The sequence below is a fragment of the Sinorhizobium sp. NFACC03 genome (assembly GCF_900103435.1).
Taxonomy (GTDB): Bacteria; Pseudomonadota; Alphaproteobacteria; order Rhizobiales; family Rhizobiaceae; genus Ensifer.
In genome coordinates this window covers 446546-465403 of sequence record NZ_FMXF01000001.1, presented here as the reverse complement: position 1 = coordinate 465403, position 18858 = coordinate 446546, and the positions used below count along the sequence as shown (strand labels likewise).

The 18858-nt window shown below is 61.8% G+C and carries 19 protein-coding genes; 6 read left to right on the top strand and 13 right to left on the bottom strand.

Features of this window, described 5'->3' with window-relative positions; translation table 11 throughout:
• The first annotated feature begins 6 nt into the window (after nucleotides 1–6).
• On the top strand, nucleotides 7–921 hold the full coding sequence (locus BLU35_RS02250) for a 4-(cytidine 5'-diphospho)-2-C-methyl-D-erythritol kinase (protein ID WP_093232040.1): 915 nt from the start codon (nucleotides 7–9) through the stop codon (nucleotides 919–921).
• 1 nt (nucleotide 922) lies between these two features.
• Nucleotides 923–1465 (top strand): molybdenum cofactor biosynthesis protein B, encoded by a 543-nt coding sequence (moaB, locus tag BLU35_RS02245; protein ID WP_057250805.1) that lies wholly within the window; start codon nucleotides 923–925, stop codon nucleotides 1463–1465.
• Nucleotides 1466–1756: 291 nt separating this feature from the next.
• Here moaB and BLU35_RS02240 read toward each other — a convergent pair whose 3' ends face one another.
• On the bottom strand, nucleotides 1757–2293 hold the full coding sequence (locus BLU35_RS02240; protein WP_058320419.1) for a glycosyltransferase family protein: 537 nt from the start codon (nucleotides 2291–2293) through the stop codon (nucleotides 1757–1759).
• Between the two features lie 187 nt (nucleotides 2294–2480).
• Here BLU35_RS02240 and BLU35_RS02235 point away from each other — a divergent pair, with 187 nt between their 5' ends.
• Both BLU35_RS02235 and rnhB read left to right on the top strand, forming a co-directional pair.
• Nucleotides 2481–3638, top strand: coding sequence for a PA0069 family radical SAM protein (locus BLU35_RS02235; RefSeq protein WP_057250809.1), 1158 nt, complete (start codon nucleotides 2481–2483; stop codon nucleotides 3636–3638).
• A 245-nt stretch (nucleotides 3639–3883) separates the two neighbouring features.
• On the top strand, nucleotides 3884–4531 hold the full coding sequence (rnhB, locus tag BLU35_RS02230) for a ribonuclease HII (RefSeq protein WP_057250811.1): 648 nt from the start codon (nucleotides 3884–3886) through the stop codon (nucleotides 4529–4531).
• Nucleotides 4532–4834: 303 nt separating this feature from the next.
• Here rnhB and BLU35_RS02225 read toward each other — a convergent pair whose 3' ends face one another.
• The 12 genes from BLU35_RS02225 to BLU35_RS02170 all read right to left on the bottom strand — a co-directional run bounded on the left by BLU35_RS02225 (nucleotide 4835) and on the right by BLU35_RS02170 (nucleotide 17011).
• Entirely contained in the window at nucleotides 4835–5320 is a 486-nt protein-coding gene (locus tag BLU35_RS02225; protein WP_057250812.1) for a F0F1 ATP synthase subunit B, read from the bottom strand.
• A gap of 13 nt (nucleotides 5321–5333) precedes the next feature.
• Nucleotides 5334–5951, bottom strand: coding sequence for a F0F1 ATP synthase subunit B (locus BLU35_RS02220; RefSeq protein WP_057250814.1), 618 nt, complete (start codon nucleotides 5949–5951; stop codon nucleotides 5334–5336).
• A gap of 76 nt (nucleotides 5952–6027) precedes the next feature.
• Entirely contained in the window at nucleotides 6028–6255 is a 228-nt protein-coding gene (locus tag BLU35_RS02215) for a F0F1 ATP synthase subunit C (protein WP_025426100.1), read from the bottom strand.
• 82 nt (nucleotides 6256–6337) lie between these two features.
• Nucleotides 6338–7090, bottom strand: coding sequence for a F0F1 ATP synthase subunit A (locus tag BLU35_RS02210; RefSeq protein WP_057250816.1), 753 nt, complete (start codon nucleotides 7088–7090; stop codon nucleotides 6338–6340).
• Between the two features lie 60 nt (nucleotides 7091–7150).
• Complete coding sequence (locus tag BLU35_RS02205; protein ID WP_057250817.1) at nucleotides 7151–7510, bottom strand: AtpZ/AtpI family protein; 360 nt, start codon at nucleotides 7508–7510, stop codon at nucleotides 7151–7153.
• A gap of 301 nt (nucleotides 7511–7811) precedes the next feature.
• Nucleotides 7812–8933, bottom strand: coding sequence for a cell wall hydrolase (locus BLU35_RS02200; RefSeq protein WP_057250819.1), 1122 nt, complete (start codon nucleotides 8931–8933; stop codon nucleotides 7812–7814).
• 352 nt (nucleotides 8934–9285) lie between these two features.
• The gene (locus BLU35_RS02195) at nucleotides 9286–11184 is read right to left on the bottom strand and encodes a potassium transporter Kup (protein ID WP_057250821.1); all 1899 of its coding nucleotides are present in this window, start codon (nucleotides 11182–11184) and stop codon (nucleotides 9286–9288) included.
• Between the two features lie 16 nt (nucleotides 11185–11200).
• Entirely contained in the window at nucleotides 11201–12178 is a 978-nt protein-coding gene (locus tag BLU35_RS02190; RefSeq protein WP_093232039.1) for a magnesium transporter CorA family protein, read from the bottom strand.
• A 543-nt stretch (nucleotides 12179–12721) separates the two neighbouring features.
• Nucleotides 12722–13885, bottom strand: a complete 1164-nt coding sequence (locus BLU35_RS02185; protein WP_093232038.1) for an Mrp/NBP35 family ATP-binding protein — start codon at nucleotides 13883–13885, stop codon at nucleotides 12722–12724.
• Between the two features lie 459 nt (nucleotides 13886–14344).
• Nucleotides 14345–15118 carry a LuxR family transcriptional regulator gene (locus BLU35_RS02180; RefSeq protein WP_143032881.1) on the bottom strand — a complete coding sequence of 258 codons (774 nt, stop codon included), beginning with the start codon at nucleotides 15116–15118 and terminating at the stop codon, nucleotides 14345–14347.
• 142 nt (nucleotides 15119–15260) lie between these two features.
• Nucleotides 15261–16001, bottom strand: a complete 741-nt coding sequence (locus tag BLU35_RS02175) for a LuxR family transcriptional regulator (RefSeq protein ID WP_057250829.1) — start codon at nucleotides 15999–16001, stop codon at nucleotides 15261–15263.
• Nucleotides 16002–16195: 194 nt separating this feature from the next.
• Nucleotides 16196–17011, bottom strand: coding sequence for an IclR family transcriptional regulator (locus tag BLU35_RS02170; protein WP_176907110.1), 816 nt, complete (start codon nucleotides 17009–17011; stop codon nucleotides 16196–16198).
• Nucleotides 17012–17163: 152 nt separating this feature from the next.
• Here BLU35_RS02170 and BLU35_RS02165 point away from each other — a divergent pair, with 152 nt between their 5' ends.
• The gene (locus BLU35_RS02165) at nucleotides 17164–17934 is read left to right on the top strand and encodes an SDR family NAD(P)-dependent oxidoreductase (RefSeq protein WP_093232316.1); all 771 of its coding nucleotides are present in this window, start codon (nucleotides 17164–17166) and stop codon (nucleotides 17932–17934) included.
• Complete coding sequence (locus tag BLU35_RS02160; RefSeq protein ID WP_057250831.1) at nucleotides 17934–18851, top strand: 2-dehydro-3-deoxygalactonokinase; 918 nt, start codon at nucleotides 17934–17936, stop codon at nucleotides 18849–18851. Before BLU35_RS02165 ends, BLU35_RS02160 begins: the two co-directional genes overlap by 1 nt.
• Nucleotides 18852–18858 lie beyond the last annotated feature (7 nt).

Here is an 18858-nt window from a genome sequence, read left to right as displayed (position 1 = left end):
CGATCCATGATTGATGACGGCATCGCGGGCTTCACGCTGACGCGCGCGGCGCCCGCAAAGATCAATCTGGCGCTCCACGTCGTCGGCCAGCGGGCCGACGGCCACCACCTTCTCGAAAGCCTCGTCACCTTTGCCGATCGCGGCGACAGGATCGGCTTTGCATCGGCAGACGCCGATCTCTTTACCGTATCTGGACCCTTTGCCGCCGAACTGCCAATGGATGCCAGCGCCCAGGGCGGCAATCTGGTCCTAAAGGCGCGAGATGTCCTTCGTGAGGAACTGCGGTCCCGCAACCTCGCCGCTGCCGGCCCTGTTCATCTGCATCTCGAAAAGAATTTGCCCCTCGCTTCCGGCATCGGCGGCGGTTCCGCCGACGCGGCGGCGACGCTTCATGGACTTCTCGAACTTTGGCACGCCGCGATCGAACCCTCCCGCCTCGATGCAATGGCATTGACGCTCGGCGCCGACGTACCGATGTGCCTCGCCGGCATTCCTCTCGTGGCGAAAGGCATCGGCGAGAACATCACGCCGCTTGACGACCTTCCATCCCTGCCCCTCGTACTGGTCAATCCGCTTGTTGCCGTTTCGACGCCGGTGGTGTTCCGGACGCTCCCGAACAAGACCAATGCGCCGCTCGTTTTGCCTCAGGCTTCGGGAACGCTCGACGCGTGGCTGGCGGCAATGGCAACGATGCGCAACGATCTGCAGCCGCCGGCGCAGCAGCTGCAGCCTGTCATCGGCGACGTCTGCCAGTCGCTGATGGAGGCCGGGGCCCTGCTGGTTCGGATGTCGGGCTCAGGCGCCACTTGCTTCGGCATTTTCGACAACGGTGAGCTTGCGGCTGCGACAGCGCGTACTCTTTCGGAGGCGCAGCCCGGCTGGTACGTTCTCGCCTGCAACACGATAGGAAGAGGCAAGTAGAATGGCTGGCATCGACGAAAAACGCCCCTTCGTTCCCGTCGGAATTGCTGTCCTCACGGTGTCCGACACCCGCACGCTCGCCGACGACAAATCGGGCGACACGCTGGAGGCGCGGGTGCGCGACGCAGGTCATCGCCTGGAAGCGCGCGCGATCGTGCCGGACGATCGGGCGCAGATTTACGACCAGGTGAAGGCCTGGACGCTCGAACCGACGATCGACGTGGTGATCACGACCGGAGGCACGGGCTTCACCGGCCGGGACGTGACGCCGGAGGCGCTGGAGCCGCTGTTCGAAAAGCGCATGGACGGCTTCTCCGAGGTTTTCCATCGGATCTCCTACGAGAAGATCGGCACCTCGACGATCCAGTCACGCGCAACTGGCGGCGTTGCCAACGCCACCTTCATTTTCGTTCTGCCCGGCTCACCCGGCGCCTGCCGCGATGCGTGGGACGGCATATTGAAGCAGCAGCTCGATTACCGGCACATGCCCTGCAATTTCGTCGAGATCATGCCCCGGCTCGACGAGCACCTCAAACGCGGTTAAGCCCGGATCCTCCACGTCCCATCGCACTTTCGGCCCGTCTGTTACCTTTGGAACTGACAGCCATTTTTCGTGCCTTTAGCGTCCGATCATCAGCCCACCGAAGATCGGACGCCGCACGTTTCTCTTCAGGCTGCAAAGACGCCTCCCCGCCGATATCCCCGGGCGGGGAGAACAAGGGGATACGACGTGCAGCCAGAATGCTGCCCGGCAAGAAATTTACCAGACAAGGTCATTTGAGAGCCACCTTGAGGTGCCGTCCCCTGGGACTGGCACCTTTTTAGTGCACAGCGATCAGGAGCGTCCCGGCGTCGGCTTGCTTTCGGTGACGACCCAGGCCGGAACGAGCTCCGTCGAGAGTTTGCGGACCGCCCGGACATTCGTCATGTCGCCGAGGCATCGATTGCCGTCGGCCGCTGCGAGCGCATCATGCTTGTTCACGAGGAAACCCGTTTCCAGCGGCTTTCTTCGCCGGATCAGGCGACGGAAGAACGGTTTGCGGTGCATTCTGGAATCGGAGAAGCGCGCGGGCGCCCTGTTGAGCGAGACGTATTCGGCAAGCTCGTCGATCCACCGGCCGATCGGACGGGCACCGGGTTCGAGCAGCATCAGCCATTCGCCGCGCGCCGAACGCACGACGTCGCCGAGATTCCAATCGACGTGAAAGCGGCAGCCGGCCGCTTCCGCCACACGCGACGAGCCGTCCTTGGAGCCGTGATCGAGGACAATCACATCACTGACGAGGCCCTCCACGGCGCCGGCGACGAGCACCGACAGCGTCTGCACCAGCTCGGCTTCGTTGTCCCGCGTTTCCATGATGATCGTCAGCATAGCCCGTCCTACCGCATCACACTCACAATTGCTACATGCACTGCTGGCTTGGCTGAAAACCAAACCGGGGAGCACGAAACTCCAAACGTACTGCTCCCGCTTTTTGTTCTTGAATTGTTCTCGTATTCGAGATAGGAAAATAATCAGAACAAAACGGGATCAAAGCTCTGATTCCGGGGAGATTCCAATGAACGAGCTGTCTCAGATCAGGCAGGGTGCGCTTGCGCCCGCCAATACGGCAGATGTCGCCGAAGCGATGATGAGCGCAACAGGCTTGCGGATCGATATCGACCGCCGCCGCGGACGCGGCGCCGGGCTCAACACGTCCGGCCGCTTCGAGCCGCAGGCGCGGGAAAGCTTCGACGACGGCTGGGAAAGCCTGGAAGATCTGCCCCCCTTCAAGACCGAAGTCCAGGTCGAGAAGCCGCGGACGGTGATCACCCGCAACGAATCTCCCGATATCTCCTTTGACCGTTCGATCAACCCCTATCGCGGGTGCGAGCACGGCTGCATCTATTGTTTCGCCCGCCCCACACACGCCTTCATGGGCCTGTCGGCGGGTCTGGATTTCGAGGCGAAGCTCTTCGCCAAGCCGGATGCCGCGCGGCTCCTGGAGCGCGAACTGGCGCGACCGGATTACAAGGTCAGGCCAATCGCCATCGGCACCAACACCGATCCCTATCAGCCGATTGAAAAGGAATGGCGCATCATGCGCCAGATCCTCGAAGTGCTGAGGGACGCCAACCACCCGGTCATGATCGTCACCAAATCGGCGATGGTCACCCGCGATATCGACATTCTCGCGCCGATGGCCGAGAAGGGACTGGCGCGGGTCGGCATTTCAGTCACCACGCTCGAGCGCAAGCTGGCGAGGACAATGGAGCCCCGCGCCGCAACGCCACCCAAGCGGCTGGAGGCGATGCGTGCCATTGCCGAGGCCGGCATCCCCGCCGGGGTTCTCGTCTCTCCGATCATCCCGGCGCTCAACGACCATGAGATCGAGCGGGTTCTCGAAGCGGCAAGGACGGCCGGTGCGACGGAGGCGAGCTATGTGCTGTTGCGCTTGCCGCTCGAAGTCAGCCCGCTGTTTCGTGACTGGCTTCTGCGCAACTATCCGGACCGCTACCGCCACGTCATGTCGCTCGTCCGCTCCATGCGTGGCGGCAAGGACTATGACGCCGAGTTCGGCAAGCGCATGAAAGGCGCCGGCCCCTATGCCTGGCAGATCGGCCGCCGCTTCGATCTCGCCACCAAGCGCCTCGGCTTCAACCCGACACGCCGCCAGCTTCGCGACGATCTGTTCGTGCCGCCGCTCGGAACGGGGGTGCAGCTCTCGCTTCTTTGAAGGTTTTCCGGAATGGCCTGCGTGATGGCTGTTCCGGGTTTGTAGCCAGCGATAGGCACCGAGGATGCCCGGGCAATGGGGGAGTTTTCGTCACCGCCCCTCAGGCAAGCCGGTGTGAACGCTAGAAGGTCGCAAAACAGTTCCGGTGCCCCGCCCCCGCCTGGGGCATCGGCCATCCCCCCGTCCGCCGCCGCACTCGGACCTGGGGGCTTGAAGAGAATCGGTCGATCATGCGAATTAGACTTATGTCTCGCAGGTCGTCCGATTCTCCCCTTTTTCCCGATATCATCGAAGCACCCGATTTCAGTTTTGAACTCTCGGCAAGAGGTGATGGATTTTGGCCGGTCGCCGGCGCCGATGAAGCTGGTCGCGGCCCGCTCGCAGGACCGGTCGTAGCGGCTGCGGTCATTCTCAATCCCGACGCCATTCCCGAGGGCCTCGATGACAGCAAGAAGCTCAGCGCGCAGGCGCGCGAGAAGCTGTTCGACGAAATCCTCGCGACATCGGAGGTATCGATCGCCTCGGCCTCGGCCGGCACGATTGATGCCACGGATATCCGCAAGGCAAGCCTGGAGGCGATGCGACGCGCAGTGGCGGGTCTTCCCTCGACCGTACGCTTCGTACTCGTCGACGGCCGCGACGTGCCGCCCGGGCTTTCATGCCATGCCAAGGCAGTCGTAAAGGGCGACGCACGGTCGCTATCGATTGCCGCCGCTTCGATCGTCGCCAAGGTTACGCGCGATCGCATGATGGCTCGCGCCGACCTCGCGCATCCCGGCTACGGCTTCGCGCTCCATGCCGGCTACGCGACCGTAACCCACCGGCGCGCCATAGAAACGCAAGGTCCCTGCGCCCTGCACCGCATGAGCTTCCGGCCCCTGCGGCAGGATTAATGGCGGCTGAACGGTTCTTGGGAGCGCCGATTCTAGCTCGCCAGCTTGCAGAAGAAATCTTGTCTGACACAGCAGCGCGTGCCCATAGGGCCACGCGCCGATGAATATGCGCGCGTAAAGTTTTATCGGCGTCACCGGCGCCTCGCGAGGCGCCCGCCGTGAAGCGGGGGCATGCGCATTGTTGTCTCAGCGATCGCCCAGCGTATCGCCGGCAAGCCAGTGCCTGCAGCCAAACCCGGTGCATGGCCCAAACAAAAAGCCCCGCACAGGGCGGGGCTTTTCAAATCCGGAATGTCCTGAGGCTTAGTTCAGGCGTGCCTTGACTTCGCCAAGCGCCTTCGTGAACAGATCACTCTGTGCACCGGCGTCGGCCTTGGCGGCGACGACCTTCTCGGCAGCGGCAATCGCCAGATCGACGGCAGCGGAACGGACGGCGTTGATCGCGTCGCTTTCAGCCTGCTTGATCTTCTGCTCCGAGAGAGCCGTGCGACGGGCAACGTATTCCTCGGTCTTCTGCTTGGCTTCCGCCGTCAGCATTTCGGCTTCGCGCTGAGCGGCAGCGACGATACCGGCAGCTTCCGCTTCGGCATCCTTACGCTTGCGCTGGTACTCGGCGACAAGGCTCTGTGCTTCTTCGCGCAGACGCTTGGCTTCGGTCAGCTCGTTGCCGATCTTTTCGGCGCGGGCGTCGAGCGCCTTGCCGATCATGCCCGGAACCTTGAGATAGGCGATCAGGACGAAGAACAGGATCAGGCCGACGAGGGCATAGAAGGTCGCATCAAGATGCATGGTTCAGTGCTCCTCAGTTACCGGCCGATGCCTTGACGGCAGCGGTGATCTCGGCCTTGGTGACGGTTCCACCGATCAGCTGCTTGACGACAGCGGTCGCGGTTTCCTCAGCGATGGCGCCGACGTCAGCCAGTGCCTTTGCCTTGATGTCGGCGATGCGGTCTTCCGCAGCCGAAATCTTCTTGGCGAGATCGGCTTCGACGGCCGTGCGGTCTGCATTGGCCTTGGCCTTTGCGGATTCGCGAGCGTCGTCAGCGATCTTGTGACCCTTGGACTTGGCCGTTGCCAGATCCTGCTCGTAGGAAGCGATGGCCGCGTCGGCTTCGCCCTTGAGGCGGGACGCTTCATCGAGATCCTGAGCGATCCGATCGTGACGGGTTTCGAGAATTCCGCCGATACGCGGAATGATGACCTTCGACATCAGGATATAGAAGAGGCCGAACGTGATCGCGAGCCAAAGCAGCTGCGATGCGAAATGGGTCGAATCGAAGGGCGGGAACACGCCGGAGCCAGCCTCGCCTTCGTGGGCCACACCCGTTTCGGTGTGCACCTCACCGGCCGCAGCGGCATCGTGTGCTTCGGCGCCTTCAGTGGTGGTTGACTGCTGGGCATAGGCCGCGGTCACAAACATGCTCACCTCCAGGTGCACTCAAGAATATGCGCGGCCGCGGCCTTTTGACGGGCCGCGGCCAAAACTCCAGCCGATATTAGACGGCGAAGAGGAGGAGCAGGGCTACGAGCAGCGAGAAGATGCCCAGAGCTTCCGTAACGGCGAAGCCGAATACGAGGCGGCCGAACTGACCGTCAGCAGCCGACGGGTTGCGCAGTGCGCCGGACAGGTAGCTGCCGAAGATGTTGCCGAGGCCGAGAGCCGTGCCGGCCATACCGAGGCAAGCGAGACCTGCGCCGATGTACTTTGCTGCTTCCGCTTCCATGTTTGAACTCCTTCGAATGGTGTTGCGGCTTAGGATTGTGCTTCCGGCGGAGGGCCGGCCGAAAGCAAGCGACTGTTATTCCTTAGTGGCTTCCGGGATGGACAGCGTCGTTGAGGTACATGCAGGTCAGTACCGCAAAGACATAGGCCTGGAGGAAGCAGACGAGGAACTCAAGACCGGTGATGGCGACGGTCATGATGAGCGGCAGGATCGCGCCACCGATGCCGAGCGCGCCAAGGGCGCTGAGCGACGTGACGAAGCCTGCAAAGACCTTCAGCGTGATGTGGCCGGCCAGCATGTTGGCGAAAAGACGGACCGAGAGGCTGATGGGGCGGGAAAGGAACGAGATGATTTCGATCGCGACGACAAGCGGCAGAAGCACGCCAGGAACACCATGCGGCACGAAAAGCTTCAGGAAACCGAAACCGTGCTTGTAGAAACCATAGAGAATGACGGTACCGATCACAAACAGCGCCAGTGCGAAGGTGACGATGATCTGGCTGGTGATCGTGAAGAAGTACGGGAACATGCCGAGCAGGTTCGCCGTCAGGATGAACATGAACAGCGAGAACACCATCGGGAAGAACTTCATGCCGCCGCTGCCGGCGCCTTCGCGCAGCATCGAGGCGATGAACTCGTAGGACATTTCGGAGACCGACTGCATGCGGTTCGGGATCAGACCGCGCTGCGACGTCGTCAGATACAGGAAGCCTGCGGCAGCACCCACGGTCGCGACCATGAACAGCGACGCATTGGTGAAGGAAAAGTCAATTCCGCCAATCTCGATCGGGACAATCTTGTTGACCAGGAACTGGTGGGTCGGATCGTTTGACACCGCGCTTCTCTTTCGTTCTGCCCGCCCAAGAGCGGAAACCGTTTTCTTCGGGACAACGCCTCAGTGGGCGTCTCCGTCCTTCTTGTCATCCTCAGGGCCGCCTCTTCCAGCTTCCGGTGTTGCCACCATACCGGCCGAGCGCAGCACATTCAGCACGCCAGCGCAGAAGCCAAGAAGCAAGAGGATGATCATGCCCCACGGCCCTGTACCCGCAAAGTGGTCCAAAAGATAGCCCAGAAACGCGCCGACAACGATGCCGGCGATGAATTCGCTCGACAGCTTCATCGCCGCCGCATAGCCCTTACGGCTTTCGGCGGCACGGGCCTCCGCTGCATCAGACGTATGAGGCTTCTTGGCCTCAATCTTATCGCCGAGCTGCTTCAGCCGCGCTTCCAGACTTTCTTCAGGTTTCTCCGCCACGTGGCCACTCCCTTGCCGTCCTGATCGGGTCTCAGACCGCGATTTCGGTCATACAATAGGCCATCGTTCAAGCCACGTTTCGGCCCCATTTGAAGTCGCGCGCAACATAGTTTTAGGCACCCGCATAGTCAAGGCATGCGGGCAGCTTGACCGTGGACAATATTATTACGATAATTCAAATAGTTAGAATTGCAAAGCACGATCCGCGACAAGGTTGTGCAGGATTCCTGCACTCTGTCGGCTGGAATCTCGGTTCTACGGGTTAGACAGGAAAAGACGGCGGAATCGCGCCAGGCGCCGATCAACTCCAGCCGCCGCCATAGGTCCGGTAGAAGATGTGCATACCGATCTTGCCGACCCGCTTCATCGTCTTTGCCCAGGGCGGATTGACGTAGGTCGCATGGTAATGGGTGGCAGAGCCCACTTCCGGCAGCCAGATCTTGCCGGCCGTGACCGCCATCGCGACTTCCTTGGCCATTTTCCAGTGCGAGCGCGAATAGATCAGGTCCCGGATCATGTCGCAGGCGAAGGAAAACTGGCAACGGTTGCGCCAGGTCTTGTTCTGATAGACGACGCCGCAGATGGTTTTCGGATAGGTCGGATTGCGGACGCGATTGAGAATCACTTGAGCGACGGCCGCCTGGCCCTTGAGCGACTCGCTGCGCGCTTCGAAATAGATGCCTTCAGCCAGGCAGGCCTGCTCTTCCTTGCTGAATACGGCCGAGGGCAGCACCGTTGCCGCCCAAGCGTGGTCGTCAGGCGCGATTTCGGGAATGAAGCGGCCAGCGTTCTTGTCCTCGCGCAGGATCGAATCGAAGGGTGATTCACGCGCATAGTCCGGCTCGGGCCGGACGTAAGCAGTCGCAAGAATGTCGGGCTTGTCGTTCGTCACGAGCTTGGCCAGCATCGGCGAAACGCCGGGATCCGCCTTTGGCGGCTTCTTTCCATAGAAGGCCGTGGCGATCTCGATCTCCTTGCCCTTGATGCGCGCCTTGGCGAAGACCATTTTCTCGCCCTCCTCGAAGCGCGGCTCCGTGAGGGAACTCGTGCGCTGCAGGATGGAGCCGGCGCTGAAATCCTTGGGCGGCGTCATCGGCGTGACGGCGACGATGCGTCCCTTCTTGTCGCGGCGGTTGATACGCTCTTCGTCTGGCGTGCCGGAATGCTTGGTCTCGGACGTGAGTGCGACATGGCTGCCGTCGGGCATGTTGATGCCGGCGCCGCCATCGAGCGCGCCCGTCGTGATCGGATCGGCAAAGACCATCTCGACTTCGTGGATCGAGCCCGCCGGCGACGGCGTCATGTACATGCGCCAGCGCTCACCGCCACGATTGATGCCGGAGAGAAAGGTCGCGAGATCCGCATAGGCCGCAACGGAAGGGAAGCCGAGATAGAGCGCGAGGCCGATGATTGCAGGCGCCATCCACGTGGACACGTTCAGGCGAGACTTTTGACGCAGGTTCCGACTCTTACGCACCAACCGACTCCACGCAACGCTTGACGAACGGCACGGCTTTGCCCGCGCCGGCAAGAAGCCAGCGTCGGAGATTCCGCGCGGGAAGCTAAGACAATGAGGCGGCCGGACACCCCGCCGGAGCCGCTTCGTTCGAGCTTTGAAAATGAAGCATTAACCTTGATGTTTAGTTAATGCAGCCTCGCTGAAGAACACGGCCGTCATAACGCGAACGGAGCCGCCCCGGCCGGGTACGGCTCCGCTTTATCCGACTGTGTGCGCGAAGCCCCTGCCCGGTACACCAGGTTGAGGGACGCAAGGATCAGATGATGACGTGCGAGCCGAGTTCGACGACGCGGTTGGTCGGCAGGCGGAAATAGTCCGAGGGGTCGATCGCCGCATTGGCCAGTGCGATGAACAGCCGGTCCTGCCAATGGGGCATGCCGGATTCGGCATCGGGCACGAGCTTGCGGCGACCGAGATAGAAGGAGGTCGACATGATGTCGAACTTCAGCCCCGATTTGCGGAAAAGGCCGAGCGCCTGCGAGACGTTCTGCGTTTCCATGAAGCCGAAGCGCATCTCGAGCAGCGTGAAGCGATCCGAAAGCGGCTGCATGCTCACCCGCTCCGACTTCGGCACTTTCGGTGTATTGGCGGTACGGATCGTCAGAATGAAGTTCTGATTGTGCAGCACATGATTGTGCTTGATGTTGTGGAGCAGTGCGGCCGGGGTCGATTCCGGATCGCTCGTCAGGAACACGGCCGTGCCGGGAACGGCCACCGGTGCATGCTCGCTCTTGCGCTCGATCGACTTGATGAAGCTCGCAAGCGGAATGTCGATGTGGCGCGTCTTGGCGTGCAGGATCTCGGTTCCGCGCCGCCAGGTCCACATGATGACGATGAAGGTGGCGGCGATCAGCACCGGCACGTAACCGCCGTCGTGGATCTTCAGCATGTTGGCGCCGAGGAAGATGAACTCAAGCCCAAACAGCGGCAGCAACACCGCCGCCGCCCAGAGCCCGGACCAATTCCAGCGCGTGCGCAGGAACTCGAACGAAAGCACCGTCGTCACCACCATCGCGCCGGTGACCGAGATGCCGTAGGCGGTGGCGAGCGATTCCGACGAACCGAAGACGAAGACGAGCGCCATGACGCCGAACATCAGCAGCGTGTTGACGTTCGGAAGATAGATCTGGCCCGTATGCGTCTCCGACGTGTGGAAGATCGCCATGCGCGGCAGGAAGCCCAGGTGGATCGCCTGACGTGTCAGCGAAAAGGCCCCTGTTATCACCGCCTGGCTGGCAATGATGGTCGCCGCCGTCGCCAGGATGACGACCGGTAGCAGCGCCCATTTCGGGAACATCAGGAAGAACGGATCGGACATCGCTTCCGGGTTCTGCAGCACGAAGGCACCTTGCCCCAGATAGTTGAGGGTCAGCGCCGGGAAGACGACCAGGAACCAGGCCCATTGGATCGGTCGGCGACCGAAATGTCCGAGGTCGGCGTAGAGCGCCTCGGCACCCGTCACCGTCAGGAAAACGGCGCCAAGGACGATGATGCCGACATAGCCTTCATTCAGCATGAAGCTCACGGCATAGTAAGGATTGAAGGCCTTGAAGATCGTCAGGTCGTCGGAAATGTGGACGAGGCCGATCCAGCCCATCACCAGGAACCAGACCAGCGTGATCGGCCCGAAGAAGTTGGAGACGGCCGCCGTTCCCTTTGACTGCACCGCAAAGAGCATGAGCAGGATGACCACTGCGATCGGAACCACGTATTCCGACAGCGCCGGCGTCACCAGCTTCAGACCTTCGACCGCCGAAAGAACGGACAAGGCCGGCGTGATCATCGCATCACCGATGAAAAGTGCTGCACCCGCGATCCCCATGAAGAAGAGGATCGATGCGTGCCCATTGGCGGACTTCATCAGAAGAGCGAGCAACGACAGCGTGCCGCCCTCCCCCTGGTTGTCGGCGCGCAGCAGGAACAGCACGTACTTGATCGTGACGATAATCGTCAGCGTCCAGATCATCAGCGAGATCAGGCCGATGATCTCCACGTCGGTCACGCCGTCGTGGGAAACCGGGCGCAGCGCTTCGCGAAAGGCATAGAGCGGGCTGGTGCCGATGTCGCCGTAGACGACACCGATCGAGCCAAGCCCGAGGATCAGCAGGCGTCGCAGATCCTTCGGCTCGTGGGAGGGGGCATGCGGTTGGGTCATGCAAACCTACTGGCGTTCACAGCCAGCCTTTCCAGCGGAAAAAGAAAAAGGGGATGACGGCCGATATCACCATCGCCGCAATCGCCCAGGGATAGCCGAAGTGCCATTCCAGTTCGGGCATAACGCGGAAGTTCATGCCGTAGACCGAAGCGACCAGGGTCGGCGGCAGCAGGACGACCGATGCGATCGAGAAAATCTTGATGATGGCGTTCTGCTCGACGTTGATCAGACCCAGCGACGCATCAAGCAGGAAGGTGATGTTGCCGGAAATGAAACTTGCGTGCTCGGAAAGCGACTGGATGTCGCGGGAGATCGAACGGCAGAGTTCGCGCGTGTCCTTGTCTTCCTGCACCTCCGGAACAGTGTAGACGAAGGTCAGCAGGCGCGAGAGCGAGGCAAGGCTGTCACGCGTCTTGGCGACGAGGCGATGATGGCCAGCGACATCACGCAAGCGCGCCTCGAGATAATGCGGCGACCGGCGCTTGCCTGCAGCCTTGTCGCTGAAGACGTCGATCGACAGATCGTCGATCTTGGTGACCGCCTGCTCGAGAATCTCGGCGGTTCGGTCGGCGACCGTTTCCAGAAGCCGGGTCAGGACAACCGCGCCATCGCGGCAACCGCCCGGGAAGCGATGCATCGATGTCTTGAAGAGGGTGAACGACCGGGGCTCGGCATAGCGGATGGTGACAAGCCGGCCACCCGACAGGATGAAGCCGACATCCGTCAGTCCGGGGATATCCGTATCCGAACGGAACACCAGTGACGCCGTCATGAACACGGCACTCTCCTCGACATAGAGGCGGCTCGACGGTTCGATGTCCTTCAGATCGTCGCGTGTTGGGATGGAAATGCCGAGAAGCTTCTCCATCATCAGGTCTTCTGCCTTGGTGGGTTCGACCAGATCCAGCCAGATGACATCGGGACGCAATTTTTCGGGTGGTTCGGCCGGTGTCAGAACGACGGCTGTCCCATCGGCGCAATAGCCGGTGATCATGCGACCGTCCTCGTCATGCGAAGCTGACAGCGCCGCCCGTCTTCTGAGACGCGCAAGGGTCGCTGTAACACATTGAGCGGCTGCATAATTTTATCCTTAAATCGATTCCGATCTAAGCAATCATGCAGCGTGCCGAACCGCGAAGGCGAAAGGTCGTGCGCCACAAAATACCCGCAATAGAAATCCATCGGATGGAGCGTTCCGCCAGTCAGGACAAAGTCTTCAACTCAGTCATCGCGCGAGGCCAAAATCTCCGGCGAGCGGGCGTCAAGTTGGGCACCTTCGCAAGTGCGGCAAGGCATATGGCGCAACGCAAACGCAAAATCAATGCCCCCTTGCAATCCAGCACGCGGGCATGTGCCGCCATACCGGCACCACCCTACCGCATGTTTGCTTAAATCAAAATCGAATCAAGGGCAAAACGATTCGGTGCCGAGCGTCACGTCATGCCTGACGTGCAAAGTCGCTGTAGCGCCTTGAATTGCTGTTCCGGAACAGCGGGAACCGCGGCCCGGAAAGACCAGACGGCCTTCCCGGAAACCGTCACTCGAAAACAATGGTCGGCGCGGCGCGGCTCTTGTCCTGCTGCGCGGCGGATATCTGATCCCAGACCTTGGTGGCGATATCGCGATAGACACGCGCGATCTCACCGCTCGGGTCGGACGCGACGAGCGGTGTCCCGGCGTCCGACGTTTCGCGAATCCCCATGGTCAGGGGCACTTCGCCGAGGAACGGGACGCCGATGCGCTCGGCTTCCTTGCGCGCACCGCCATGGCCGAAGATATCGTAGCGCTTGCCGGTGTCGGGCGCGATGAAATAGCTCATGTTCTCGACGATGCCGAGAACCGGGACTTCCACCTTGCGGAACATGGCGAGGCCCTTGCGGGCATCGATCAGGGCGAGATCCTGCGGCGTCGAGACGATGACTGCGCCGGCGAGCGGCACCTGCTGGGCCATGGTGAGCTGGGCGTCGCCCGTGCCGGGCGGCATGTCGACGACCAGCACATCGAGATCGCCCCAGGCGACTTCCCGTAGCATCTGCAGCAGGGCCGACTGGATCATCGGTCCGCGCCAGATCATCGCCACTTCCTCATCGACAAGGAAGCCCATGGACATGACCTTGAGACCGTAATTCTCCATCGGGCGGATAAGGCGCCCTTCGATCTGTTGCGGCCTTCCGGAAATCTTCAGAAGGCGCGGCATTGACGGGCCGTAGATATCGGCATCGAGCAGGCCGACCTTCAGGCCGTTTGCCTTCAGCGCCAGCGCCAGGTTGACCGAGGTCGTCGACTTGCCGACACCGCCCTTGCCGGAGGCGACGGCGATGATGGCGCCGACGCCCGGAATTCCAGCCTTGGCCGGCGGGCCACCGGCGGGACGCGGCGCATGGGAATGGCCGGCATGAGGCGCTGCCGAGGGCTGCGGACGCTGCACCGGGGCGCCGGCGGGCGCCGCCTTGCGGTCGGCGGTCAATGCAACCATGGCCGCCGTGATCCCCGGGATGTCGCGCACGACGCGCTCGGCTGCGGCCCGCATCGGCTCCAGTTCCTTGGCGCGGTCGGCCGGCACGGTGATCGAGAAATAGGCCTTGCCATCGGAGATGAAGACATCAGACACAAGTCCGAGGTCGACGATGTTGCCTTCCATGCCCGGGCCACGCACCGTGCGCAACTTCTCAAGGACCACTTCTTTCGTGACTACCGGCATCGCGCCCTCTCATTCTTTTGTTATCCCTTAGATAGTCGAGGCGGGGCGCTTCGCCAATGCGACATAACGGAAAAAGGAAGGGCCACCGTCCACCCCGGTGTCCGTACATCCGGGATCACCTTGAGGCGGGCAGTGGCCCTTTCGATCGCGACCTTCGTGGGCGCTGTCTTCTTTTTAGTCCCCTCTGGACATGCCAATAGAAATGCAGGATGCGTGCCAGATTCAAATTCGGCAAGAATAGCAAGCAATTTCAAATAGATGGGTGAATTCTCAACGCCTGATGCGGCCAAAGCATCTGCCCAGATTCTGAGCACCTCTCTGCAAATCGTCCAAGGATGGAGCAATTCGGCTGCGGCGGTGGGTGATCTCAGCGGCATAGGAACGCGGGCGGCAGCCTTCGTGATCGCAACGGACGGAGGGCACGCGAGAAGAGGAAAACGGCCTTCGACGCCGGGAGGGCTAGCTGATGTAGCCCTTCTTCATCGCCTTTACGACCGCTTGGGTGCGGTTCACGGCGTCGAGCTTCTTGGTCACGTGATTGAGGTAGTGATTGACCGTATGTTCGGAGAGGCCGAGGATGCCTGCGATCTCGGCACTGGTCTTTCCGGCCGCCGTCCAGCTCAGGCACTGGACCTCGCGCTCCGAAAGCGCCGCGCCGCTGCTCTTCCACACAGAGCCGATCTCGGCGAGGCGATTGTAGACATGGATCGCAATCATCTGCAGTTCCATGGTCACCGTCATCGGCAATTCGACCAGCGGGCCCATGAGAATGACCGCGCCGCGGCCACCCTCGGCGTCGTGAACAGGGAAATAGCTTGCCTGGAAGATACCGTTCTCGCGCAGCATCGCGATGTACTCGGCCGCCGTCTCCGGCTTGCCGCCCTCGCCTTCCCAGGCGTCCAGCGTCACCTGGAACGGCGTCGTCGTCTCGCGCAGGCGGCGCACGCCGGTGCTGAAGCGCAGCATCGACAGGCTGTCATATTTGTTCAGCAGTTCCGCCGGCATATTGGAGATGACCGTGCTCGCGGCCAGCCGCTCCACGTCGATCGAGGGGATCGAGCAGATCAGAAAGGTCTTGAAGCCGAAGACCTGCGTAATCCGCCGCATATAGCGGATGATATCGAACTGGGTCTCAAGCTTTGCGATCTCGGACGCGAAATCACCGCCCCGGGGCAGATCTGCGTCAGTCATCCCGGTCGTCATCGTATCCTGCATTCGCGCGTTCCATGGCATTCATCAAGTATCAAATAGACCGAGCGGCCTGCCAATGCCAACAGATGATCGAGATTCCCTGCCTCCTCGGCCCAAAAGTCTGTGTATTTCTCTCGCGAAGCGCAGACCGTGCCGTTCGCTTCAGGCGCGGCCGGCACCGATCTCAATTGATGAGACCGGCGCGCATGGCCTTGGCGACGGTCTGGACGCGGTTGACCGAGTCCAGCTTGCGCGTCGCACGGTTGAGGTAATGGTTGACCGTATACTCGGACAGCGCCAGGATTTTCGCCATCTCACTGGTAGTCTTGCCGGCAGCCGCCCAGCGCAGGCACTCCACTTCGCGGCGCGAAAGACTGCCCGGCCCGCGCCGATCGCGGTCGCGAACTTCCATGTACTTGCTATAGAGCAGGCCCGCCCACAGATTGAGCTCCTGCAACTCGTCGTTCGAGACGACGGAACGATCACCGCCAAAGGCGATGGCCGCGCGATGGCCGCTCGCATCATGTACCGGCAGATAGAGGCCGCGCGGCATGTTCGCCTGTTCGAAGACACAAATGGCCGCATCGCCCTTGCCGTCGGACCGACGGCGCGCCAGCTGATGCGCGTCATAGGTGAAGGGAATGGTGCTGCGGCGCAGGCGCTGGATCACCGGGCTGCCACTAATCAGGCCCGCGCTGTCATACCCCTGCAAGAACGCGGTCGGATAATTGGTCATAAGTGCGTTGGCCGTCAGGCTGCTGCAGCCCGTCTCCGGAACCGCAAGAACCAGAAAGCCGCGGAAGCCATAGGCATCCGCTACCTGGGCGATCACTCGCCGAAAGTCTTCTTCGCAACAGATCGGCCCCCTGATGCTCCGCCCATCAGGAAGCGTCAACGACGACAAATTCGCGCTGAAATCGATCATCTTCCGCCCTTCTCCACATCCGGCGCCAAAGAAAGGCCGGCCGCTGACGCCGCATGAAGTCCACGTCAAAAATTCTACAAATACCAAAACCAAACCAGACTAAGACCATCCACGAACCTGAGTCTGATATATTAAAGCTACCGAGCTTGACGCGCCGCGTCCAGTCGATGTTTCTAATTTACCGTAAAGTGAATTCAAGGTCCACCACGTCCGGGCCCAAGCCGGATCGCGGCCTCCTCGGCAATCGCCCGAGCCGCTTCGCGCACAGGTGCCGCCCAAGCCACCAGTTGCTCCATGCTCACCCTGTAGGCCGGCCCCGTCACCGATATCCCCGCCGCAAGCTCGCTACCGGGGATAGCAATGGGTGCAGCCACGCAACGAATCTCGGCTTCATGCTCCTCGCGATCGAAGGCATGGCCGTCGCGCCTGATCTCTTCGACTTCCGCCAGCAGCGTCGCCGCCGAACGATGCGTGCGCGAAGTGAAAGGGTGAAACGCCGTTCTCGCCAGCACATTCTTCAGCACCGGCTGCGCCAGCAAGGACAACGCTGCCTTGCCGATGCCGGTGCAATAGGCTGGCGAGGCCTTGCCGATCTGCGAGCTCATGCGCACTGTCTGACGGCTCTCGACCTTGTCGACATAGACGATCTCCGTTTCGCGCAGGATGCCGAGATGCACGGTCTCGCCGGTCAATTCGTGCAGGCGCTGCAGGTGCGGTTCGGCAACGTCGCGAAAGCGGTTGGCCGACCAGGAACGATAGGCAAGCGTCAGCAGCCGAAGGCCGGGCTCATAGGAGAGATCCCGGCGCTGAATGAGCAGCCCTTCCTCGACGAGGTGGCTGAGCAACCGGTGCAATGTGCCGCGTGGCTGGCCGGATCGGGCAAGAATATCGGTAAAGCGCTGCGGGCCGTCCGCCGTGACCACCGCTTCCAGCACGGCAATCGCCTTGCCGAGCGTGCCGGTACCGGCCTCCCCTCGCCCCTCGTCCGCCACCATCATGTCGTTTGTCATCGTCGTTCGCTTGTCTTCAAGTGACGTCGCCGTCGCGCGCCTGATCTTGACAAGATAGACGCTTCGACACGATAATTCCACATACTAAAATCAAGTTCCAAATAATGGAACAAATCATAGCCTTAGAACGGTTTTACGAGGGAATGCGGGACATGCCGGCGCCCAAGGCACAATTTCACGATTTGCGCGACCGCTGCGTGCTGGTAACCGGCGGCGGCTCGGGCATCGGCGCTGCCCTGGTCGAGGGCTTCGTGCGCCAGGGCGCGCGGGTCGCCTTCGCCGATATCGACGAGCGGGCAAGTGCCGAGCTCGTCGAACGGCTTGACGATCAGACGGGCTACAAGCCGCATTTCATCCCCGGCGACCTGCGCGAGATCGAAGCGGTGCGTCATACGGCGGAAGCGGCGGCGGCATCGCTCGGTGCGATCCATGTGCTCGTCAACAATGCGGCGCGCGATGATCGCCAGGCATTGGAAGCCGTGACTGAGGAGATCTGGGACGAAAGCCAGGCGGTCAATCTCAGGCACCTCTTCTTCATGAGCCAGTCGATCGTGCCACACATGCGGCAAGCGGGCGGCGGCTCGATCGTCAATTTCTCCTCGATCGCCTTTCTGCTCAACATGGGCGAGATTCCAGCCTATGCCACGGCGAAGGCCGGCATCGTCGGTCTGACCAAATCGCTCGCCGGCAGGCTCGGGCCCGACAATATCCGCGTCAATGCAATCCTGCCCGGCATGATCGTCACCGAACGGCAGAAGCGGCTGTGGCTGGACGACATGGCGATCGCCAAGATGCAGGAAAGGCAGTGCCTGAAACGCAGCCTAACCGCCGACGATCTCGTCGGGCCCTGCCTTTACCTCGCGTCGGACTGCTCCGCGGGCATGACGGCGCAAACAATGATCATCGATGGAGGCGCACTGTGATGACGGCAGCCTATTATGCGGCAGTCGACTGGGGAACGACGAGTTTCCGACTGTGGATCATCGGCGAGGATGGCTCGGTGCTTGCCGAACGCCGCAGCGGCGAAGGCATGACGACCGCCAGCAAGGCCGGTTTCCACACGATCCTGGAACGCCACCTCGCTGCCGTCGACGCGCCGAGCCACCTGCCGGCGATCATCTGCGGCATGGCCGGCGCCAAGCAGGGCTGGGTCGAGGCCGGCTATATTGATACCCCCGCGGCCCTTGCCGACATCGCTTCCCATGCGGTTGCGGTGCCGGATCGCGATCGTGACATCCGCATCCTGCCGGGTCTCGCGCAACGCGACATGCGGCACCCGGACGTCATGCGCGGCGAGGAGACGCAATTGCTCGGCGCTGCCGGCGAACTCGGCCGCGGCCGACACCTCGTCTGCATGCCGGGCACGCACAGCAAATGGGTTCGCCTCGAAGACGGCGCCGTTAGCGGCTTTTCCACTTTCATGACCGGCGAACTGTTCGACGTGATTTCGAAGCACTCGATCCTCAGCCACTCGATCGCAGATGCCCATGCGTTTTCCGGCGATCACCCTGCCTTCGCGGCGGCGGTAGCCGAGGCACGCACCAATCCCGCCTTGGGGACCAGCTTGGTCTTCGGCGCGCGCGCCGGACAATTGCTGCACGGCGCCAGTGCGACCGACGCCAAGGCCTTGTTGTCGGGCACGTTGATCGGCCTTGAGATCGCCGGCGCGCTGGCGTCAGCCAAGACGATCGACAGCATCTGCCTCGTGGCCTCCGGTTCACTCGGTACACTTTATCAAGCCGCGCTTGAAAGCCTCGACCGCCCGCTTCGGGTCGTCGACGCCGACACGGCAGTCCGCGCCGGCCTTTCGACCGCCGCCCAGGCGATCTGGCCTCTCTGAACGAAAG